Origin of the sequence: Streptomyces sp. CA-251387, assembly GCF_050936625.1 — a bacterium.
In the GTDB taxonomy this organism is placed as follows: Bacteria; Actinomycetota; Actinomycetes; order Streptomycetales; family Streptomycetaceae; genus Streptomyces.
In genome coordinates this window covers 8,060,897-8,078,917 of sequence record NZ_JBNJMJ010000001.1, presented here as the reverse complement: position 1 = coordinate 8,078,917, position 18,021 = coordinate 8,060,897, and the positions used below count along the sequence as shown (strand labels likewise).

General features: G+C 70.4%; 12 protein-coding genes. 9 read left to right on the top strand and 3 right to left on the bottom strand.

The annotated features are described in order from the left end of the window. Positions 1-2: 2 nt before the first annotated feature. The 3 genes from ACQEV2_RS35835 to ACQEV2_RS35825 form a co-directional block, all read right to left on the bottom strand. Complete coding sequence (locus ACQEV2_RS35835; protein WP_433051239.1) at positions 3-3,062, bottom strand: alpha-mannosidase; 3,060 nt, start codon at positions 3,060-3,062, stop codon at positions 3-5. A 79-nt stretch (positions 3,063-3,141) separates the two neighbouring features. Then, on the bottom strand, positions 3,142-4,482 hold the full coding sequence (locus ACQEV2_RS35830; RefSeq protein WP_433051236.1) for a 6-phospho-beta-glucosidase: 1,341 nt from the start codon (positions 4,480-4,482) through the stop codon (positions 3,142-3,144). Further along, the gene (locus ACQEV2_RS35825; protein ID WP_433055037.1) at positions 4,479-5,243 is read right to left on the bottom strand and encodes a DeoR/GlpR family DNA-binding transcription regulator; all 765 of its coding nucleotides are present in this window, start codon (positions 5,241-5,243) and stop codon (positions 4,479-4,481) included. The genes ACQEV2_RS35830 and ACQEV2_RS35825 overlap by 4 nt, the downstream gene beginning before the upstream one ends. A 181-nt stretch (positions 5,244-5,424) precedes the next feature. Here ACQEV2_RS35825 and ACQEV2_RS35820 point away from each other — a divergent pair, with 181 nt between their 5' ends. The 9 genes from ACQEV2_RS35820 to ACQEV2_RS35780 all read left to right on the top strand — a co-directional run bounded on the left by ACQEV2_RS35820 (position 5,425) and on the right by ACQEV2_RS35780 (position 18,021). Further along, positions 5,425-6,462 carry a carbohydrate kinase family protein gene (locus ACQEV2_RS35820; RefSeq protein ID WP_433051233.1) on the top strand — a complete coding sequence of 346 codons (1,038 nt, stop codon included), beginning with the start codon at positions 5,425-5,427 and terminating at the stop codon, positions 6,460-6,462. An 83-nt stretch (positions 6,463-6,545) separates the two neighbouring features. Beyond that, positions 6,546-7,826, top strand: coding sequence for an ABC transporter substrate-binding protein (locus tag ACQEV2_RS35815; RefSeq protein WP_433051230.1), 1,281 nt, complete (start codon positions 6,546-6,548; stop codon positions 7,824-7,826). A gap of 124 nt (positions 7,827-7,950) precedes the next feature. Continuing rightward, entirely contained in the window at positions 7,951-8,835 is an 885-nt protein-coding gene (locus tag ACQEV2_RS35810) for a carbohydrate ABC transporter permease (RefSeq protein WP_433055035.1), read from the top strand. Beyond that, positions 8,832-9,704 carry a carbohydrate ABC transporter permease gene (locus ACQEV2_RS35805; RefSeq protein WP_433051227.1) on the top strand — a complete coding sequence of 291 codons (873 nt, stop codon included), beginning with the start codon at positions 8,832-8,834 and terminating at the stop codon, positions 9,702-9,704. The genes ACQEV2_RS35810 and ACQEV2_RS35805 overlap by 4 nt, the downstream gene beginning before the upstream one ends. 27 nt (positions 9,705-9,731) lie before the next feature. Further along, entirely contained in the window at positions 9,732-10,679 is a 948-nt protein-coding gene (locus ACQEV2_RS35800) for an alkaline phosphatase family protein (RefSeq protein WP_433055032.1), read from the top strand. Continuing rightward, the gene (locus ACQEV2_RS35795; protein WP_433051224.1) at positions 10,676-13,615 is read left to right on the top strand and encodes a glycoside hydrolase family 2 TIM barrel-domain containing protein; all 2,940 of its coding nucleotides are present in this window, start codon (positions 10,676-10,678) and stop codon (positions 13,613-13,615) included. The genes ACQEV2_RS35800 and ACQEV2_RS35795 overlap by 4 nt, the downstream gene beginning before the upstream one ends. A 35-nt stretch (positions 13,616-13,650) precedes the next feature. Further along, the gene (locus ACQEV2_RS35790) at positions 13,651-15,489 is read left to right on the top strand and encodes a LamG-like jellyroll fold domain-containing protein (RefSeq protein ID WP_433051221.1); all 1,839 of its coding nucleotides are present in this window, start codon (positions 13,651-13,653) and stop codon (positions 15,487-15,489) included. A gap of 16 nt (positions 15,490-15,505) precedes the next feature. Further along, positions 15,506-17,173, top strand: coding sequence for a PHP domain-containing protein (locus ACQEV2_RS35785; protein ID WP_433051218.1), 1,668 nt, complete (start codon positions 15,506-15,508; stop codon positions 17,171-17,173). Continuing rightward, the gene (locus tag ACQEV2_RS35780) at positions 17,173-18,021 is read left to right on the top strand and encodes a hypothetical protein (RefSeq protein ID WP_433051215.1); all 849 of its coding nucleotides are present in this window, start codon (positions 17,173-17,175) and stop codon (positions 18,019-18,021) included. Before ACQEV2_RS35785 ends, ACQEV2_RS35780 begins: the two co-directional genes overlap by 1 nt.

Genomic DNA, 18,021 nt, shown 5'->3' with positions numbered 1-18,021 from the left:
GCTCAGCTCCCGTCGGCGCGCTTCAGTCGGAGCGTGAGCACCTGGAAGGGGCGCAGGGCCACCGCGACCCCGCCCTCGCCGGTGATGTCCACGTCCTCCTCCAGCGGGCGCTCCAGCAGGTCGGTCACCTGGGCGCCCGCGAGCGGGAAGCCGGTGCGCAGGACGCCGGTCGCGCGGCCGCCGCGGGACTCGTAGAGGCGTACGACGACGTCGCCGGACTGGTCGTCGGCCAGCTTGACCGCCTCGACGGTCACGCCGTCGCCGTCCACGGAGACGACCGGCTCGGGAGCGCCCGCGGAATCCGCCACCCGCAGCGGGAGGTTGAGGGCGTAGCCCTCGGCGACGGCGTCCTCGATGCTCGCGCCGGGGAGGAGGGAGTACGTGAAGCGGTGCTTGCCCTGGTCGGCCTCCGGGTCCGGGATGCGCGGGGCGCGGACCAGGCTGAGGCTGACCCTGGTGGTCGTACCGCCGTCCTCGCGGACCGTGCGGGAGACGTCGTGGCCGTACGTCGAGTCGTTGATGACCGCGACGCCGTAGCCGGGCTCGGCGATGTGCACCCAGCGGTGGCCGGAGACCTCGAAGCGGGCCGCCTCCCAGCTGGTGTTGGTGTGGGTGGGCCGCTGGATGTGGCCGAACTGGATCTCGGCGGAGGAGTGCGGGGCGCGGATGTCCACCGGGAAGCCGGCCTTGAGGATCTTCTCGGCCTCGCGCCAGTCGATCTCGGTCTCGAAGTCGATCCGGGGGCTGCCGGCGCGCAGGGTGATCGTCTGGGCGATCCGGGATCCCTTGCCGAAGGAGCGCGTGACGCGGATCGCGCCGACCAGCGTGTCCTGCTCGACGACGGTGACGGACTCGGGATCCAGCAGGTCCGTGTACCGGTTCTTGTAGTGCTTGTCGATGTCCCAGGCGTCCCAGTAGTTGGGCAGGTCCGTGTGGAGGCGGAGGAGGTTGCCCTGGTCGGCGAGGACTTCGCGGTTCGACCGTAGATCGTATACAGACGACAGTGTTCCGTCCTCCGCCACCTCCACACGGACCAGTCCGTTGTCGAGGACACGGCCCTCGACAACGACCGGCTGCGGGGGCTCGGCGTCACCGGCGAGGGGCGCACTGCCGCTCGCGGGCACCTTCACGTACACCGGTGCGCCCTCGGCCGTACGGACCACCTCGGCACGCTCGTACGGGCTCGTGTTGAAGACCCGGGTGTCACCACCGCCCAGCGCGGCGACCGCCTCGGCCGTCAGCTCCTCCAACTCCTCGGCGACGCGGGCGTATTCGGCCTCCGCCTCGCGGTGCACCCAGGCGATCGAGGAGCCCGGCAGGATGTCGTGGAACTGGTGCAGCAGGACCGTCTTCCACAGGCGGTCCAGCTTCTCGTACGGGTACGCGTAGCCCGGCGCGTGCAGCGCGGCGGTCGTCGCCCACAACTCGGCCTCGCGGAGCCGGTGTTCGGAGCGGCGGTTGCCCTGCTTGGTGCGGGCCTGGGAGGTGTACGTCGCCCTGTGCAGCTCCAGGTACAGCTCGCCGACCCACACGGGGGCGTCCGGGTACTCCTCGCGGGCCTTGGCGAAGAACTCGTCGGGGTGCTCGACGACGACCTTGGGCGAGCCCTCCAGATCGGCGAGGCGGCGCGCCCGCTCCATGATCTCGCGGGTGGGGCCGCCACCGCCGTCGCCCCAGCCGAAGGGGGCGAGGGAGCGGGTACCGGCGCCCTTCTCCGAGTAGTTGCGGACCGCGCGGTCCATCTCCTCGCCGCTGAAGCGGGCGTTGTAGGTGTCGACCGGCGGGAAGTGGGTGAAGATGCGGGTGCCGTCGATGCCCTCCCACCAGAAGGTGTGGTGGGGGAACTTGTTGGTCTGGTTCCAGGAGATCTTCTGGGTGAGGAACCACTCGTTGCCGGCGAGCTTGGCGAGCTGCGGGTAGGCGGCGGTGTAGCCGAAGGAGTCCGGCAGCCAGACGCCCTTGGTCTCGACGCCGAAGTGCTCGATGAAGAACCGCTTGCCGTGGATGAGCTGGCGGGCGATCGCCTCGCCGCCGGGCAGGTTGCCGTCGGCCTCGACCCACATGCCGCCGACCGGAGCCCACTGGCCCTTCTTCACCGACTCCTGGATGCGGGCCCACACGTGCGGGTAGTTGTCGCGGACCCACTCGTACTGCTGGGCCTGGGAGCAGGCGAAGATGAAGTCGTCGTACTCGTCGGCCAGGGACGTGACGTTGGAGAAGGTGCGGGACGTCTTGCGCTTGGTCTCGCGGATGGGCCACAGCCAGGCCGAGTCGATGTGGGCGTGGCCGACGCCGGAGATCGTGTGGGCGCTGGCGTGGGCGGGGCGGGCCAGGACGGGGGCGAGGACCTCTCGGACGGCCGTGGCGCTGCCGGAGATGTCGTCCAGGTCCAGGGTGTCCATGGCCCGGTCGAGGGCGTGCATGATCTCGTGGCGGCGCGGTTCGTGCTCGCCGAGGTGGACCATGAGCTCGCGCAGCACCTGAATGTCGAGGTCGAGGTGCCACACCTCCTCGTCGAGGACGGCGAGGTCGGCGCGCTGGAAGGTGTAGAGGGGCTTGTCGCCCGCCGTCAGGACGTCACCGAGCGGGGTCGGGGCCGCGAAGTTGTTCGCCAGGATGTCCGGGTTGGAGGCGGCCTCGACCAGGTAGTCGATCTCCTCGCCGCCCGCGACCGGGTTGCCGATCGGCACGTACTGGTTGAGCGGGTTGACCGCCTTCAGGGGGCGGCCGTCGGGCAGGTGGACCAGGGCCTCGGCCTGGTTGCCCGGCCAGTCGCCGACGAACCCGAGGTCGATGACCGCCTCGACGCGCCGTCCGGCCCACTCGGCGGGCACCCGGCCGCGCATACGGAACCAGGTCGTGCCCCAGGGCGGACCCCACGGGGTGTTCATCGCGAAGGGCGTGTACCGGGCGGCCGCGGCCTCCTCGAAGGAGACCGGCTCGCCCGGCGCCTGCCAGGCCTCGACCTCGAAGGGCACGGTGGCCGAGTAGATCGCGGGCTTGATGCGCTGGGCGTGGAGGCGCTCGACGCGCTCTTCGATCCGGCGTCGTTCGTCGTGCATCAGGGTCTCCAGGGAGGGAGCAAGCGGAGAGGGAAGCGAAGGGTGGGACGAGGAGTGGAAGCGATTTCCCGGGCGAGCGCTACTTAAGGTACGCCAGGCCGGGATGTACCCCGGTGTAGCCGTCGACCAGCCTGCGGGCAACGTTGACCGAGTCGACCAGCGGGTGCAGCGCGAAGGCCTTCACCGCCGTCCTGCGGGAGCCGGACTCGGCTGCGGCGAGCACCTCGCGCTCGACCGCCTTGACCGCGCAGACGAGCCCGGTGGCGTGGTCGGGCAGCGGGGCGACCGCGACCGGGTGGGCACCGTTGGCGTCGACCAGGCACGGGACCTCGATGACGGCGTCGGTGTCGAGGACGGACAGGGTGGCCTGGTTGCGGACGTTGAGGATCAGGGTCGTGCGCTCGTCCCGGGCGATGGCCCGCATCAGCGCGAGCGCCACCTTCTCGTAGCCGCCGGAGAGGTCGTCGGCGTCGCGCTCACCGGCGCCGGCCGTCTCCCGGTTCTCGGACATGTAGGTGGCCTCGCGCTCGGCGCGGGTGCGGTCCCACACGTCGAGGGCGGAGACGTCGGCGCGCCGGGCCACCTCGTAGAAGCGGGCCTGCTGGTCGCGCAGGAAGGCGCCGCGGGTCTTGTCGGCCTGCTGGTAGGCGCGGACGGCTTCCCGGTTGAAGTAGTAGTAGTGCAGGTATTCGTTGGGGATCGCGCCGAGTGACTGCAGCCAGTCGACGCCGAAGAGCTTGCCCTCCTCGAAGGAGCCGAGCAGGTCGGGGTCGGCGAGCAGGCGCGGGAGTTCGTCACGGCCGGCGACGCGCAGGCCGCGGACCCAGCCGAGGTGGTTGAGGCCGACGTAGTCGATCCACGCCTCGCCGGGGTTCTTCACGCCGAGCACGCGGGCGATACGGCGGCCGAGGCCGACCGGTGAGTCGCAGATGCCGATGACGCGGTCGCCGAGGTGGCGGGACATGGCCTCGGTGACCAGTCCGGCGGGGTTGGTGAAGTTGATGACCCAGGCGTCCGGCGCCAGGCGGGCCACCCGCCGGGCGATGTCGACGGCGACCGGGACCGTGCGCAGGCCGTAGGCGATGCCGCCGGCGCCGACCGTCTCCTGGCCGAGGACGCCCTCGGCGAGCGCGACCCGCTCGTCGTTCGCACGGCCCTCCAGGCCGCCAACGCGGATCGCGGAGAAGACGAAGTCGGCGCCGCGCAGGGCCTCGTCGAGGTCGGTGGTGGCGGTCACCTGGGGCGCGTCAGGGACGCCGGCCGCCTGTTCAGCCAGTACACGGGTGACTGCATACAGTCGACTGTCGTCCAGATCGTGCAGAACGACCTCGGTCACGCGCCCCTCGCCACGGTCCCCGAGCAGCGCCCCGTACACGAGCGGCACGCGGAATCCTCCGCCGCCCAGAATCGTCAGTTTCACGCTTGCACCTTTCCTGCCACGACCACTTGGACGCCCGCCTCCTCCAGGGAGGACCGGGTCGCCGCGTCGACCGGCGCGTTCGTCACCACCACGTCCAGGTCTTCCGGACCGCACACCTTGGCCATGCCCGTACCGGGAAACTTCGCCGCGTCGGCGAGCAGCACGACCTTGCCGCCGGCCTTGATCATGGCCCGCTTGACCGGCACCTCGACGACCGTCGTGTCCATCACCTGCCCGCCCGGCCGCACTCCACTGGTGCCCAGGAAGAGCCAGTCGGCATGCAGCTGGCGCAGATTGTCCTCGGTGAGGAAGCCGACCAGGGAGCGGTACTCGCGGCGGACCATGCCACCGAGCAGCACGAGTTCGATGCCCTCGTCGTCGGCGAGCTCCTCGTAGACCACCAGGTTGCTGGTGATCACGGTGAGGCGGCGGCCGTGCAGCTGGCGGGCCAGCCGGAACGCGGTGGTGCCGATGTCGAGCAGCACCGACTGACCATCTTCGATCATCGCGGCGGCGTGCACGGCTATGGCGTCCTTCTCGGGCACGCGCACCTCGGCGACCTCGGCGAAGGGCTGGTCGCCCTCGTCCACGACGGCGCCGCCGTGCACCCGGGTCAGCAGCCCGTCCTCCTCGAGTTTGACCAGGTCACGCCGGATCGTGGCGGGGCTCACACCCAGCTGTTCGGAGAGGTCGGTCACAGCCGCGGGGCCGCCGGAGCGCAGGGCCCGCAGGATGAGTTGATGTCGTCGTTCCGCCAGCATGGCGTGAACACTACTCGTCATCTTCAATCATCGCCATGCTCATTTCTGCTCGGGTATTGACCAATCTCGCTGAGCGGCGCACGATTCCGGTCACCGAATTGAAGAGTTTTGACGAGCGCCCCGCTCTCGGACTCCCCCACGCTCTCGAGCTGCCCACGCTCCCTGACGAGAGGACGTTGCCGTGGACGACGACCGGCCCGATGTGCTGCTCACCGGGCTGCTCTTCTACGACCTCGTCCTCACGGGGCTCGGGAAGCCGCCGACATCCGGCGAGGAGATCTGGACGCGGGGCATGGGCTGCGGTCCGGGCGGCATCGCCAACCTGGCGGTGGCCGCCGCCCGCTTCGGCCTGAAGACCTCGCTGGCCACGGTGTTCGGCGACGACTTCTACGGCGAGTACTGCCGGGACATCCTGTGCGACCAGGAGGACATCGACCTCTCGCTCTCCCGCACGGCGGACGGCTGGCCCACCCCGGTCACCGTCTCCCTCGCCTACGGCCACGACCGGGCCCTCGTCACCCACGGCCAGGAACCCCCGTACTCGCAGGACGTGCTGATGGGCGACCCGCCCGAGGCGCGCACGGCCCTCGTGCACATCGAGGCCGAACCCCGCGAGTGGCTGGCCAAGGCCGCCGCGAACGGCACGCAGATCTACGCCGACGTCGGCTGGGACCCCACCCAGCAGTGGTCGGCCGACCTGCTCGACCAGCTCGCCCTGTGCCATGCCTTCCTCCCCAACGAGACCGAGGCGATGGCGTACACCCGCACCGACAGCGCGGTCGCGGCCCTCGGCACGCTCAGCGAGCTGGTGCCGGTGGCCGTGGTGACGCGCGGCGGCGAGGGGGCCGTTGCCGTCGATCAGATCACCGGCGAGTACGCGGAGGTCCCGGCGCTGGACATCGATGTCCTCGACGCGACGGGCGCCGGCGACGTCTTCGGCGCGAGCTTCGTCGCGGCCTCGCTCGGCGGCTGGCCGCTGGAGGAACGGCTGCGGTTCGCCGTGCTCGCCGCCGGACTGTCCGTACGGCACCACGGCGGGGCACTGGCGGCCCCCGGCTGGTACGGCGTCGACCACTGGTGGCGGTCGGCGCAGGACCCCGAACTGCGACGCGCGTACGGCTTCCTCGCGCACCGCGTCCCGGCCGACGTCGGCCCGCCCGTGCGCCACGCCCCCGTCACCCCGCCGGCCAGTCCCACACCCGTGGGTCCACGCGCCTGAAGAACGGCGGCACCGACCACCAGACCCCCGCAGCACGTCGAACAGCCCCTCAGCACGTCGAACAGGAACAACAGGAGTGACCCGTGGACCTTTCTCGTAGAGGCTTCCTCCAGGCCGCCGTGTTCACCGCGGCCGCGTCCGGCCTGACCGTCGCCTGCGGCGGCGGCTCGGAATCGGGCGGCACCAAGGACGGCAAAGACCTCACCCTGTGGTACTGGGGTGGCGCGCTCAGCGACAAGGTGGTCGCGCAGGCCAAGACGCACTTCAGCAGCCAGGTCAAGCTGACCACCGCCTCCATCGGCGGCGACTTCAAGCAGAAGCTCACCACCACCCTCGCGGCGGGCGGCTCCTCCGTGCCCGACATCACCGGCATCAAGGGCGAGGACATAGCCTCCTTCCTGCCCAACGCCGACCGCTTCCTCGACCTGAACGACCTGGGCTTCAACAAGGTCTCGTCCCAGTACCTGAAGTGGAAGACCAAGCTCGCCCAGACCAAGGACGGCAAGCAGATCGGGTTCCCGATCGACATCGGTCCCACCGCGCTCTTCTACCGCGCGGACCTGTTCGACAAGGCCGGGCTGCCGACCGACCCGGCCAAGGTCGCCGCCGAGGCCAAGACCTGGGAGGACTACTTCGCGCTCGGCTCCGAGCTGAAGAAGTCGCAGCCCGGTGTCTTCCTGGTCAACAACATCAGCTCGGTGTTCAGCATCGCGGTCGGCCAGGGCACCAAGCGGTTCATCGACGAGGACAACCACTTCATCGGCGACCAGGACCACATCCGCACCGCGTGGGAAACGGCGATCCGCCCCTACACGCTCGGCATCGACGCCAAGATCAACGACAACACCTGGAACGCCGCCATCGGCAAGAACCTGGCCACCGAACTCGGCGCCGCCTGGCACGCGCTGGACATCGAGTCGGCCGCCCCGGGCACCAAGGGCAAGTGGCGGGTCTGCGCGACCCCGGGCGGGCCGGCCAACCAGGGCGGCTCCTACCTGGCCCTGCCCTCGCAGTGCCGGAACCCCGAAGAGGCGTTCAAGATCATCAGCTGGATCCTCAGCCCGGACAACAACGCCAAGAGCTACACCGACGCCACCATCTTCCCCGCCTCTCCGGCGACGTACTCGATGGAGGCCATGACGGGCCCCGATGCCTTCTTCGGCGGACAGAAGATCATCGAGGTCTTCGGCCCGGCCGCCGAGGCCATCCCGGTGAGCTACGAGGCACCCGCCGACTCCGCGGTCATGGCGCCCTTCATGGCCGAGCTGACCAGCATCGAGGCCAAGGGCAAGAAGCCCGACGACGCCTGGAAGGACGCGGTCGGCCAGGCCAAGCAGATCGCCCGGCGGCAGGGGGTGAGCTGAGGTGTCGTCCCCTCCGGTCACCGGTCCCGCCACGGTGCGCGAGCGCCGCGGCGGGCCGGGCCCGGCCCGGTTCCGGCCGCGGCGCACCCCGCCCCCGGGTGCCGCTCGGCCCGAGCGGCGCGGAGTGCTGTCGTACTGGCGGCAGTACCTGGCGATCTCGCCCTTTTTCCTGATCTTCGCCGCCTTCTCCTTCGGCCCCGTCTTCTATTCGCTGTATCTGGCCTTCCAGCGCTACGACGGCCTGGGCACCAAGCAGTTCGTGGGCCTGGAGCAGTTCGAGTTCCTCTGGAACGACCCGGTCTTCTGGCTGTCCATCCGCAACACCCTGGTGATCTGGGTCCTGTCCACCGTGCCCACGCTGTTCGGCGCCCTGGTGCTGGCGACGCTGCTGCATTCGGTGCGCCGCTTCAAGGGCTTCTACCGCATCGCCCTGTACGTACCGAACGTCACCTCGATCGTCGCCGTGGCGATCTTCTTCGGAGCGGTGTTCAGCAACAACTTCGGTCTGGTCAACGCGATCCTGGGCACGGTCGGCATCGAGCCCGTCCCGTGGCTGAGCAATCCGTGGCTGATCAAAGTGGTCATCGCGCTGCTGATGACCTGGATGTGGACCGGCTACAACATGATCATCTACCTGGCCGGTCTCCAGGCCATCCCGACGCAGATCTACGAGGCGGCCAAGCTGGACGGCGCCGGCCCCGTCCGTACCTTCTTCCAGATCACCATGCCGATCATGCGGCCCATCATCCTGTTCACCGTGGTCATCTCGACCATCAACGGCCTGCAGAGCTTCAGCGAACCCCAGGTGCTGTTCGCCAGCAACGCCGCCAACCAGAACCTCGGCGGCCCGGGCCAGGCGGGCCTGACCACGCTGCTGTACTTCTACCAGTCGGCCTTCCTCGACAACGACTACGGCTACGGCGCGGCCATCGTGTGGGCCTTCTTCGTACTGATCATCGTGCTCGTCGTCATCAACTGGCGCATCGTGCAACGAGGGAGGAAGTCATGACGACAGCCGCCACCCCATCGCCGGCCACGGGCCCGAGGCGGCGGCTGCGGCGCCCCAGGGGCCTGACAGCGCACATCCTCCTCGTCCTGGCCGTCCTGGTCTCGGTCTTCCCGTTCCTGTGGACGATCGTGATGGCGACCAACACCACCAAGGACATCTACAAGAGCCCACCGAAGCTGACGTTCGGCTCCCATCTGCTGGAGAACATCCGGCATGTGCTGAACACCATCGATTTCTTCGGGTCGATGCTCAACACGGTCGTCGTCGCGTGCGTCACCACGGTCCTGGTGCTGTTCGTCGACTCGCTGGCGGCCTTCGCCTTCGCCAAGTTCGACTTCCCCGGGCGCAAGGTGCTCTTCGGCACGCTGCTGGTGTTCATGATGCTGCCGCTGCAGCTGGCCGTCCTGCCGCAGTTCATCCTCATGTCCGAGATCGGCTGGGTCGGCATGCTCAAGGCGCTGGCCCTGCCCGCCCTCGCCAACGCCTTCGGCATCTTCTGGCTGCACCAGTACATACAGAACGGCGTCCCCGACGAACTGCTCGACGCCGCCCGCATCGACGGCGCCGGGTTCTTCCGTCAGTACTGGAACATCGCGCTGCCGATGATCAGGCCCGCCCTGTCCTTCCTCGCCATCTACGCCTTCGTCAACGCCTGGAACGACTACGTCTGGCCGCTCATCGTGCTCACCAACCCCGACCACGTCACCCTGCAGGTGGAGCTCGCCCAGCTCAACGTCGGCCACAACACCGACTACAGCATGGTCATGGCCGGTGTGCTCATGGCGGCCCTCCCCCTGGTCGTGGTCTTCAGCATCTTCGCCCGCGGGTTCATCGCGGGCGCCACCGAAGGTGCGGTCCAGGGCAGCTGAACCGGTGTCGAGAGGGGGTGCCCAGTGGTGAAGGTTCTCGGCGGTGGCCGACCGCGGCGCGGCAAGGTGCTCGTGGTGGGCATGGACGGGCTGCGCTTCGACCGGCTGGCCGGCTCGCCGTCCTCGGCGCCCGTCCTGCACGGCCTGATGGCCACGGGCGCCCACGGCACCAGTCTGCTGCCCTACGGCGAGGTGGACGGCCAGGCCGACGACGGGCCGTCCACCGGCATGGCCTACACCGACTCCGGCCCGGGCTGGTCGAGCGTGCTGACCGGGGTGTGGCCCGACCGGCACGGGGTGACCGGCAACGACTTCAAAGGTGCCGACTACGCCCGCTACCCCGACTTCCTGAGCCGCGCCGCCACGGCCCGCCCCGGACTGCGCACCGCGGCCGCGGTGTCCTGGCCGGCGCTGATCCGCCGCGGCACCCTCGGCCGTGCCATCGGCCGGCGTGTGCGCCACAACGGCGAGTCGAGGGGCTACGAAACCGCTGACCGCCGCGTCGCCCGCACCGCCCTGCGGTGGCTCACCAAGTTCGAACCGGACGTCATGTTCGTGTACTTCGGCGCCACCGACGAGGCCGGCCACGCCACGGGCCCGCTCTCCCCCGCCTACGACCGCGCCCTGCGTGCCCAGGACGCCCACCTCGGGCGGCTGCTGGAGGCGATCGAAGCCCGGCGCTCGGACCCCGGGCGCGCCGACGAGCACTGGACCGTGCTGGTCACCACGGACCACGGCCACCTCGACAACGGCGGCCACGGCGGCGACACACACGCCGAGCGGGAGGTGTTCGTCATCCTCGCCGAGCCCGGACTGCCCGGCGGCACCCGGCTCCGGGCGCCCCGCCTCATCGACATCGCCCCCACCGTCCTGGACCGTCTCGGCATCCCCGTCGACCCCGCCTGGGGCCTGCAGGGCCGCATCCTGCCCGGCTCGACGTCACCCACGTCCGCACCGACCCCGGAATGGCCATGACCGACGCACCCCTCGATCCCCTGATCGCCCTGCGCCCCTGGGAGACACCCGAGGTGACCTCCTGGGGGCGGCTGCCCATAAACGCCGTCGACCGGCGCTGCGGAGCACTCCCCCTGGACGGCGACTGGCGCTTCCAGTTGCTCTCCGCTCCGGACGCGCCGGTCGGCGGTGCCGTGTCTTCGGCGTGCTCGGCATACGTCCCCGGCGTCTGGACCATGCAGGACACGGACGACCTGCCGCGGTACACGAACGTCCGTATGCCGTATACAGAATTCCCTCCACAGTCGCCCGCCGCCAATCCGACCGGCATCTACGAGCGTGAGGTCGACATCCCCGCCGAGTGGGCCGGACGCCGGATCGTGCTCCAGGTCGGGGCCGCCGAGAGCGTGCTGCTCGTGCACGTGGACGGACGGCCCGTCGGCATCTCCAAGGACTCCCATCTGGCCGCCGAGTTCGACCTGACGGAGGTGGTGCGGGCCGGCGAGCGGGCCACCGTACGGCTGACGGTCGTGAAGTGGTCGGACGCCTCGCACATCGAGGACCAGGACCAGTGGTGGCACGGGGGGATCACCCGCTCGGTACTGCTGTACACGACGGATCCCCTGTACCTCGCGGACGTCACCGTGCGGGCGCGGTACAGCGGTGAGCTGCAAGTGGACTGCCGGGTGCGGCACGCGGGCGGGGCGCTGCCCGAGGGGTGGTACCTCACCGGCGAGCTGGACGGTCGACTCCTCGCGCATGACGCCGAGTTCGACCGCGCGAACGCCGAGGACGAACGCGTCTCCGACTTCCTCGGCGAGGCCCGGCTGCTGACCACCGTCCCCGAGGTGCGCACCTGGAACGCGGAGACACCCGAGCTGTACGGCCTGACCGTCCGCCTGCACCGCGCCGACGGCACGGTCGCCGACACCTCGCAGCACCGCGTCGGCTTCCGCGACGTCGAGATCGTCGGCCGTGACCTGCTGGTCAACGGTGAGCGGGTGTTCATCCGGGGCGTGAACCGGCACGACTTCCACCCACTGACCGGGCGGACGGTGTCGTACGACGACATGCGCGCCGATCTGATCCTCCTCAAGCGCTTCGGCTTCAACGCCATCCGCACCGCCCACTACCCGAACGACCCCGCGCTGTACGACCTCGCCGACGAACTCGGCTTCTACGTCGTCGACGAGGCGGACATCGAGTCCCACGACCACGCCCACGAGATCGCGGACGACCCGCGCTATCTGAACGCCTTCGTCGACCGGGTCTCACGGATGGTGCTGCGCGACAAGAACCATCCGTCGGTCATCATCTGGTCGCTCGGCAACGAGTCCGACTACGGCGCCAATCACGACGCCGCGGCGGGCTGGGTGCGCCGGCACGACCCGACACGCCCGATCCAGTACGAGGGAGCGGCCAAGCTCGGATGGGCGGACCCGTCCCTCGCCTCCGACATCGCCTGCCCGATGTACGCGGCGCTGGAGGACTGCGTGGCCCACGCGCTCTCCGGCGAGCAGACCAAGCCGCTCATCCAGTGCGAGTACTCGCACGCCATGGGCAACAGCAACGGCACGCTGGCCGACCACTGGGCTGCCATCGAGGCCACCCCGGGTCTTCAGGGCGGGTTCATCTGGGAGTTCTGGGACCACGGGATTCTGCAACGCGTGAGCGACGGAAGACCGGCCGGGCGTGGGGGCGCCGGGCTCTATGACAACGGTGTCGCCGCGCCCGGTCATCGGTGGGCGTACGGCGGCGACTTCGGGGAGACGATCCACGACGGCGCGTTCATCGCGGACGGCGTGGTGTTTCCCGACCGCACGCCCAAGCCCGCGATGTACGAGCACCGGGAGGTCGCGGCGCCGGTGCGTATCGAGTGCTTCCGGCACGAGGGGATCGTCGTGGCCAACCACCAGCACTTCCGGGGCTTCGACTGGCTGGCCGCCGTATGGGTGCTGTCGCTGGAGGACGGCCGCACGCTGACCGCGCCGGCCGAGCTGCCCGAGCTGTGTCCGGGCGAGACGGCGGCGGTGCCACTGCCGTTCGCGCTGCCCGAGGACGGTGGCGAGGCGTGGCTGACGCTGCGGGTGACGACGGCGCAGGACCTGCCGTGGGCGCCGCGTGGCACGGAGGTGTGCACGCCCCAGGTGCTGCTGCGGGCGGCAGGCGTACGGGACGAACCCGTCGCAGCGGGTGCCGTGGAGGTCGACGACGAGGGGCTCCTCGTCCATCCCCTGCTGACCGCCGCCCCTGCCCTGTCGCTGTGGCGGGCGCCCACCGACAACGACGAGCTGGGCGGCATGGCAGGGCGCTGGCGGACCTGGGGGCTGGACGCGCTGGTCCGCAAGGTCGTCTCCGTGCGGCGGGACGCCGGCCGGGTGACGGTGACCGCGGAGTACGCCGGCGCCTGCGGCGTCGTCCGGCACCGGCAGGTGTTCACGCCGGTCGAGGGCGGGGTGCGGGTCGACGAAGAGGCCGAGCTGCCGGAGGAGTTCGACGACGTGGCCCGGGTCGGCTCGGTGTTCGAGACGGTGGCGGGACTCGATCTGCTGGAGTGGTTCGGGCAGGGGCCCTGGGAGTCGTATCCCGACCGGAGCGCAGGTGCTCCGGTGGGCCATCACTCCGTCCCGGTGGACGAGCTGTTCACTCCCTATCTGCGTCCTCAGGAGAGCGGCGGCCGGCACGGCGTACGACGGTTCACGCTGTCCGCGCCGGACGCCACCGGTCTCTCGGTCGTCCTGGACGAACCGCGTCAGGTCTCCGTCACCCGCTACCGCGCCGAGGATCTGACCGCCGCCGCGCACCACGACGAACTGGTGCCGCGCCCCGGCTGCGTGGTGCACCTCGACGCGGCACACCGGGGTCTCGGCACGGCCTCGTGCGGCCCGGACACCTTCCCCTCCTATCGCGTTCCGCCGGGCGTCCACCGTTGGAGCTGGACCCTGCGCGTTCTCTGAACTCCCCTTCCTCTGCCCCTCTTCACGGAGCACACGTGTGTACTTCGCATGACCACCCCCAGGGCGAGGCCGCGCAGGCCGGCGCCGCAAGACGCAGTTTCCTCCGGGCCACCGCGCTGCTCGGTGCCGCCGCGACGGCCTCGGTCGCCGTTCCGGCGGTCGCCGAGGCAGCGCCCGCCGAGGTCACGGCCACCGACTGGCGGCCCGACCCGGACAGCCGGCGCTTCACGCTCGCCGTGATGCCGGACACGCAGTACCTCTTCGACGGGCCGAGCATCGACAAGGCGCCCGTGGAGGCCTCCCTGCGCTATCTGCTGGAGCACGGCCGGGAGGAGAACATCGTCTTCCTGTCCCACCTCGGCGACCTCACCCAGAACGGCACCCAGCCCGAAGTCGCCGCGATCAGCGAGGCGTTCCGGATCCTGGACCGGCGGGGCGTGGGCTACAGCGTCCTCGCCGGCAACCACGACGTGAAGTCGTCCACGACCGACCAGCGCGGTGCGACGCCGTATCTGGACGCCTTCGGGCCGAAGCGGTTCCAGGGGAAGAAGACCTTCGGCGGTGCCTCCCCCGACGGCTACAACACCTTCCATCTCTTCAAGGCCGCCGGGCGCGAGTGGATGGTGCTGGCACTGGACTGGCGGCTGTCGGCGAAGGGCTACGCGTGGGCCAAGGACGTCATGGCCGCCCACCCGAGGACACCGGTCGTCCTCACCACCCACGAGCTGGTCGTCGAGGACGACTCCCTGTCGGCGTACGGGCAGCAGCTGTGGGACCAGCTGATCGAGGATCACGACCAGATCTTCCTCACCCTCAACGGGCACTACTGGCCCGCCGGCCGGGCGACCCGCAAGAACGCGGCGGGCAACGACGTACACCTGCATCTGACGAACTACCAGAACCGTTACTTCGGCGGCGCGGCGATGATCCGCCTGTACCGGTTCGACCTCGACCGGAACGTGATCGACGTGGAGACGGTCTCCCCGTGGATTCTGGGCCGGGCCGCCGAGGGGCTCAACGAGCTGGAGCGGCGGGAGATCGAACTCAGCGGTGACGCCGACCGGTTCACGGTCGAGATCGACTTCGCCGACCGTTTCTCCGGTTTCGCTCCGGTGCCCGCGCGCCCGGCGCGGCCCGCGTCGCGGATGCTGATCCCGGGCACGGTGGCGTACTGGCGATTCGAGGAGCCCGTGGGCCACAGGGTCCGGGACCTGTCCGGTCGCGGCAACGACCTCACGCTCGTCACGGTGGGCGGCGGCAAGCTGGGCTGGTCGGCCGACCACCACCCCGACCAGCCGGGCCACGGCAGCCTGGAGTTCCAGGGCTTCAAGTCCCCGCTCAAGGGCGCGTACCTGCGCACGGTCGACGGTGCTCCGCTCAACTCGGCGACGCTCGCCGACGGTTACACCATCGAGGCGTTCTACCGCCTCCCCGCCGACTGGGACCCCTCCCACAACGCCTGGTCGGGTCTGGTCAGCCGCACCGGCACGGGTGGCGCCGCCGGCAAGACGGCCGACGACCCGGACGAGCCGCTCGCCACGCTGTCCCTGTCGAACGACCGCGAGCCGCAGTGGGCGATGCGCCCGCTGAACCAGGAGGGCATCGCCACCAACTGGGGCCAGGAGACGCCACTGGAGACCTGGTGGCACCTCGCGGTCGTCAGCGACGGCGAGCACACGACGCTGTATGTCGAGGGCTGCCCGGTGGTCCGCAACCCGAAGGCGCCGGTGGTCGGGATCACCTCCGTCGGCCTGCCGTGGTTGCTCGGCGGCTACGAGTACGGCGGCCGGATCGACCAGATCCTGTACGGCCGCCTCGGCGACGTCCGGATCGTCGGGCGGGCGCTGCCCGTCACGTCCTTCATGAACCACTGAGCCTTCGAGGATCACCATGACCGAGCAGCAGCTGCCCGTCTGGGCCGACCCGTCCGTCTCCCCCGCCGCCCTCGACGCCCAGGGCGTGTCGAGACGTCAACTCCTGCGCCGCGCGGGCCTGTTCGGCGCCGCCTTCGCGCTGGGCCCGGCAGCCGTGCCGGCCGTGGCCGCCGGCCGGCGCCTGGGCGGCGCCGACCCCCGCCTGGCCTACCTGGTCGGCGACCACCACATCCACACCGTCTACAGCCACGACGCCAAGTACACGTTCTCCCAACTGGCCGCCGCGGGCGCCGAGTACGGCCTCGACTGGATGGTGTTCACCGAGCACTCCAACTTCGGGCACGCCAAGTACGGAGCGCCGCTGGAGCACGAGGAGATCCTCAAGGCGCGCGCCGAGAACCCCCGCCAGCTGATCTTCCAGGGCCTGGAGTGGTACATCCCGGCCGCCGAACATTGCACGGTGTTCGCGGCGCCCGGCCCCAACGAAGTCGACCTGCTCACGAAGTTCGAGAGCGCCTACGACGGCAAGCTGCTCGGCTACACCGACGGCTCCGCGGGCGGCGCGGACACCGCCCGCAACGAGGCGCACGCCGTCAAGGCCATCCAGTGGCTCGCCGAACAGCGCCGTACCGGATACGTCGACGACGTCCTGGTCCTCGCCAACCACCCGATGCGCCTCGGCATCGACTCGCCGCACGAGATGCGGGGCTGGCGGGACGCCGCCCCCGAGATCATGATCGGTATGGAGGGCGCGCCCGGCGCCCAGGGCGCGGCCATCCCCGGCTGGCGCGGGGCGGCCTCGATCCGCGGCGAGTACGAGAACAAGCCGTCGGCGCAGTCCTGGGCGGGCTACCCGGCGGACGCCTACCTGACATACGGCGGTTTCGACTGGGCGACCGCGACGGTCGGCGGTCTGTGGGACTCGATGCTGGCGGAAGGCAGCCTGTTCTCGATCACCACGAACTCCGACGCCCACCGCATCGTCTTCGACACCTGGAAGAACGGCGACTGGCCGGCGGGCCAGAACTTCGACAACACCGGAAAGCTCCCCGACCCGGTGAACACCGACACCCCGCAGCCGGGCAGCGACTTCTGGCCGGGCCAGTTCAGCCGTACCCACGTCGGCGTCACCCGCTACGGCTACCGCGCGGTGATGGCGGGCCTGCGCGCCGGCCGGGTCTGGCTCGACCACGGGCATCTGCTCGACGGCCTCGACGTCCGCCTCAAGCGGGACTGCGACTTCGGCCGGGGCGTCACGCTGGGCGGCCGGCTGCGGGTACGCAAGGGCGAGAAGCTCACCCTGTACGTGACGGTCACGACCGCCTCCCGCCCCAATCCCCAGGGGATCCTGCCGGAGTTGGCGCACGTGGACGTCATCCGGGGCGCCGTGCGCGGCCCGGTGGCCGACCGGGACTCCTGGAAGGCGCCCGACACCAAGGTCGTCGAGACGAAGGACGTGAGCGGCCGCACGGGGACGTACACCCTGCGCATCCCGCTGACCGCCGGAGACGAGTCCTTCTACGTCCGGCTGCGCGGCAGCGACGGCAACCGCCACGGCGCGGGCTACCTCGGCGCGTCGGTCGACCCGCACGGGCCGATCCCGCACGAGCCCGGAAACGGTGACCCGTGGACGGATACGTGGTTCTATTCGAACCCCGTATTCGTCGACGTGGCAGGAGCCTGATGAGACGTCACTTCCTCACCTCCGGTTGCTTATTGGGTGCCCTCGTGCTCGGCGCGGGGACGGCGTCCGCCGCCGGTGACCCGCACTGGGCCGAGTCCGGTACGGCGTACACGGACACCCTGGGCGGCGGGCAGGGCCTGGCGAGCCGCGCGGACGGCTCACTGCTGTACCGCGGGCTCGCCTCCATCCCCCTGGACCTGCGCCTCAAGGGCTGGAACCACGTCGGCGACCCGGACATCGCACGCGGCCACGTCTTCGACGCCTACCAGGGCCCGGACACGGCGACGTCCAAGATGTTCGCGGTGACGACCCCGGCCGGAAAGCGCTACGAGTACGTCCATCGGCTGAACCCGGGCGAGAAGCTGAACAACTCCTTCGCCACCGTCTCGCCCGACGGGCAGTGGCTGGTGTCGGGCGAGTGGGGGGAGCAGAAGAGACTCCAGGTCTTCCCCGCCCCCCTGCTCAACCCGTCCACCCCGCAGACCGGCGGCGACCTGAAGGAGGCCTGGCAGATCACCCTGGACAAGCCGGTGCGCGACATCCAGGGCTGCGACTTCGTGACGGACACCCGGCTGGTGTGCGCCTCGAACGACGCCACGGGCACGCTCTTCCCGGAGATCCGCCCGCTGCTCCAGGTGGACCTGCCGCGCAAGGTGGACGGTCAGCCGATCACCGGCGCGGTGAAGAGCCTGTTCGCGCTGCCGCAGCGCAGCGTGTGCACGGGCACGTTCGAGACGGAGGGCGTCGACTACGACGTGAACAGCGGCACCCTGCGGGTGGAGATGATCCCGCCGGGGGTGTGCGCGGTGGCGACGGCCGTATACGCGTACCGGCAGGTCACGCGCTGA

What these genes read in the sequence shown, in the direction of transcription:
- ACQEV2_RS35835 (WP_433051239.1), bottom strand. Translation starts at nt 3,062, where the DNA reads ATGCACGACGAACGACGCCGGATCGAAGAGCGCGTCGAGCGCCTCCAC.
- ACQEV2_RS35825 (WP_433055037.1), bottom strand. Translation starts at nt 5,243, where the DNA reads ATGCTGGCGGAACGACGACATCAACTCATCCTGCGGGCCCTGCGCTCC.
- ACQEV2_RS35805 (WP_433051227.1), top strand. Translation starts at nt 8,832, where the DNA reads ATGACGACAGCCGCCACCCCATCGCCGGCCACGGGCCCGAGGCGGCGG.
- ACQEV2_RS35795 (WP_433051224.1), top strand. Translation starts at nt 10,676, where the DNA reads ATGACCGACGCACCCCTCGATCCCCTGATCGCCCTGCGCCCCTGGGAG.
- ACQEV2_RS35785 (WP_433051218.1), top strand. Translation starts at nt 15,506, where the DNA reads ATGACCGAGCAGCAGCTGCCCGTCTGGGCCGACCCGTCCGTCTCCCCC.
- ACQEV2_RS35780 (WP_433051215.1), top strand. Translation starts at nt 17,173, where the DNA reads ATGAGACGTCACTTCCTCACCTCCGGTTGCTTATTGGGTGCCCTCGTG.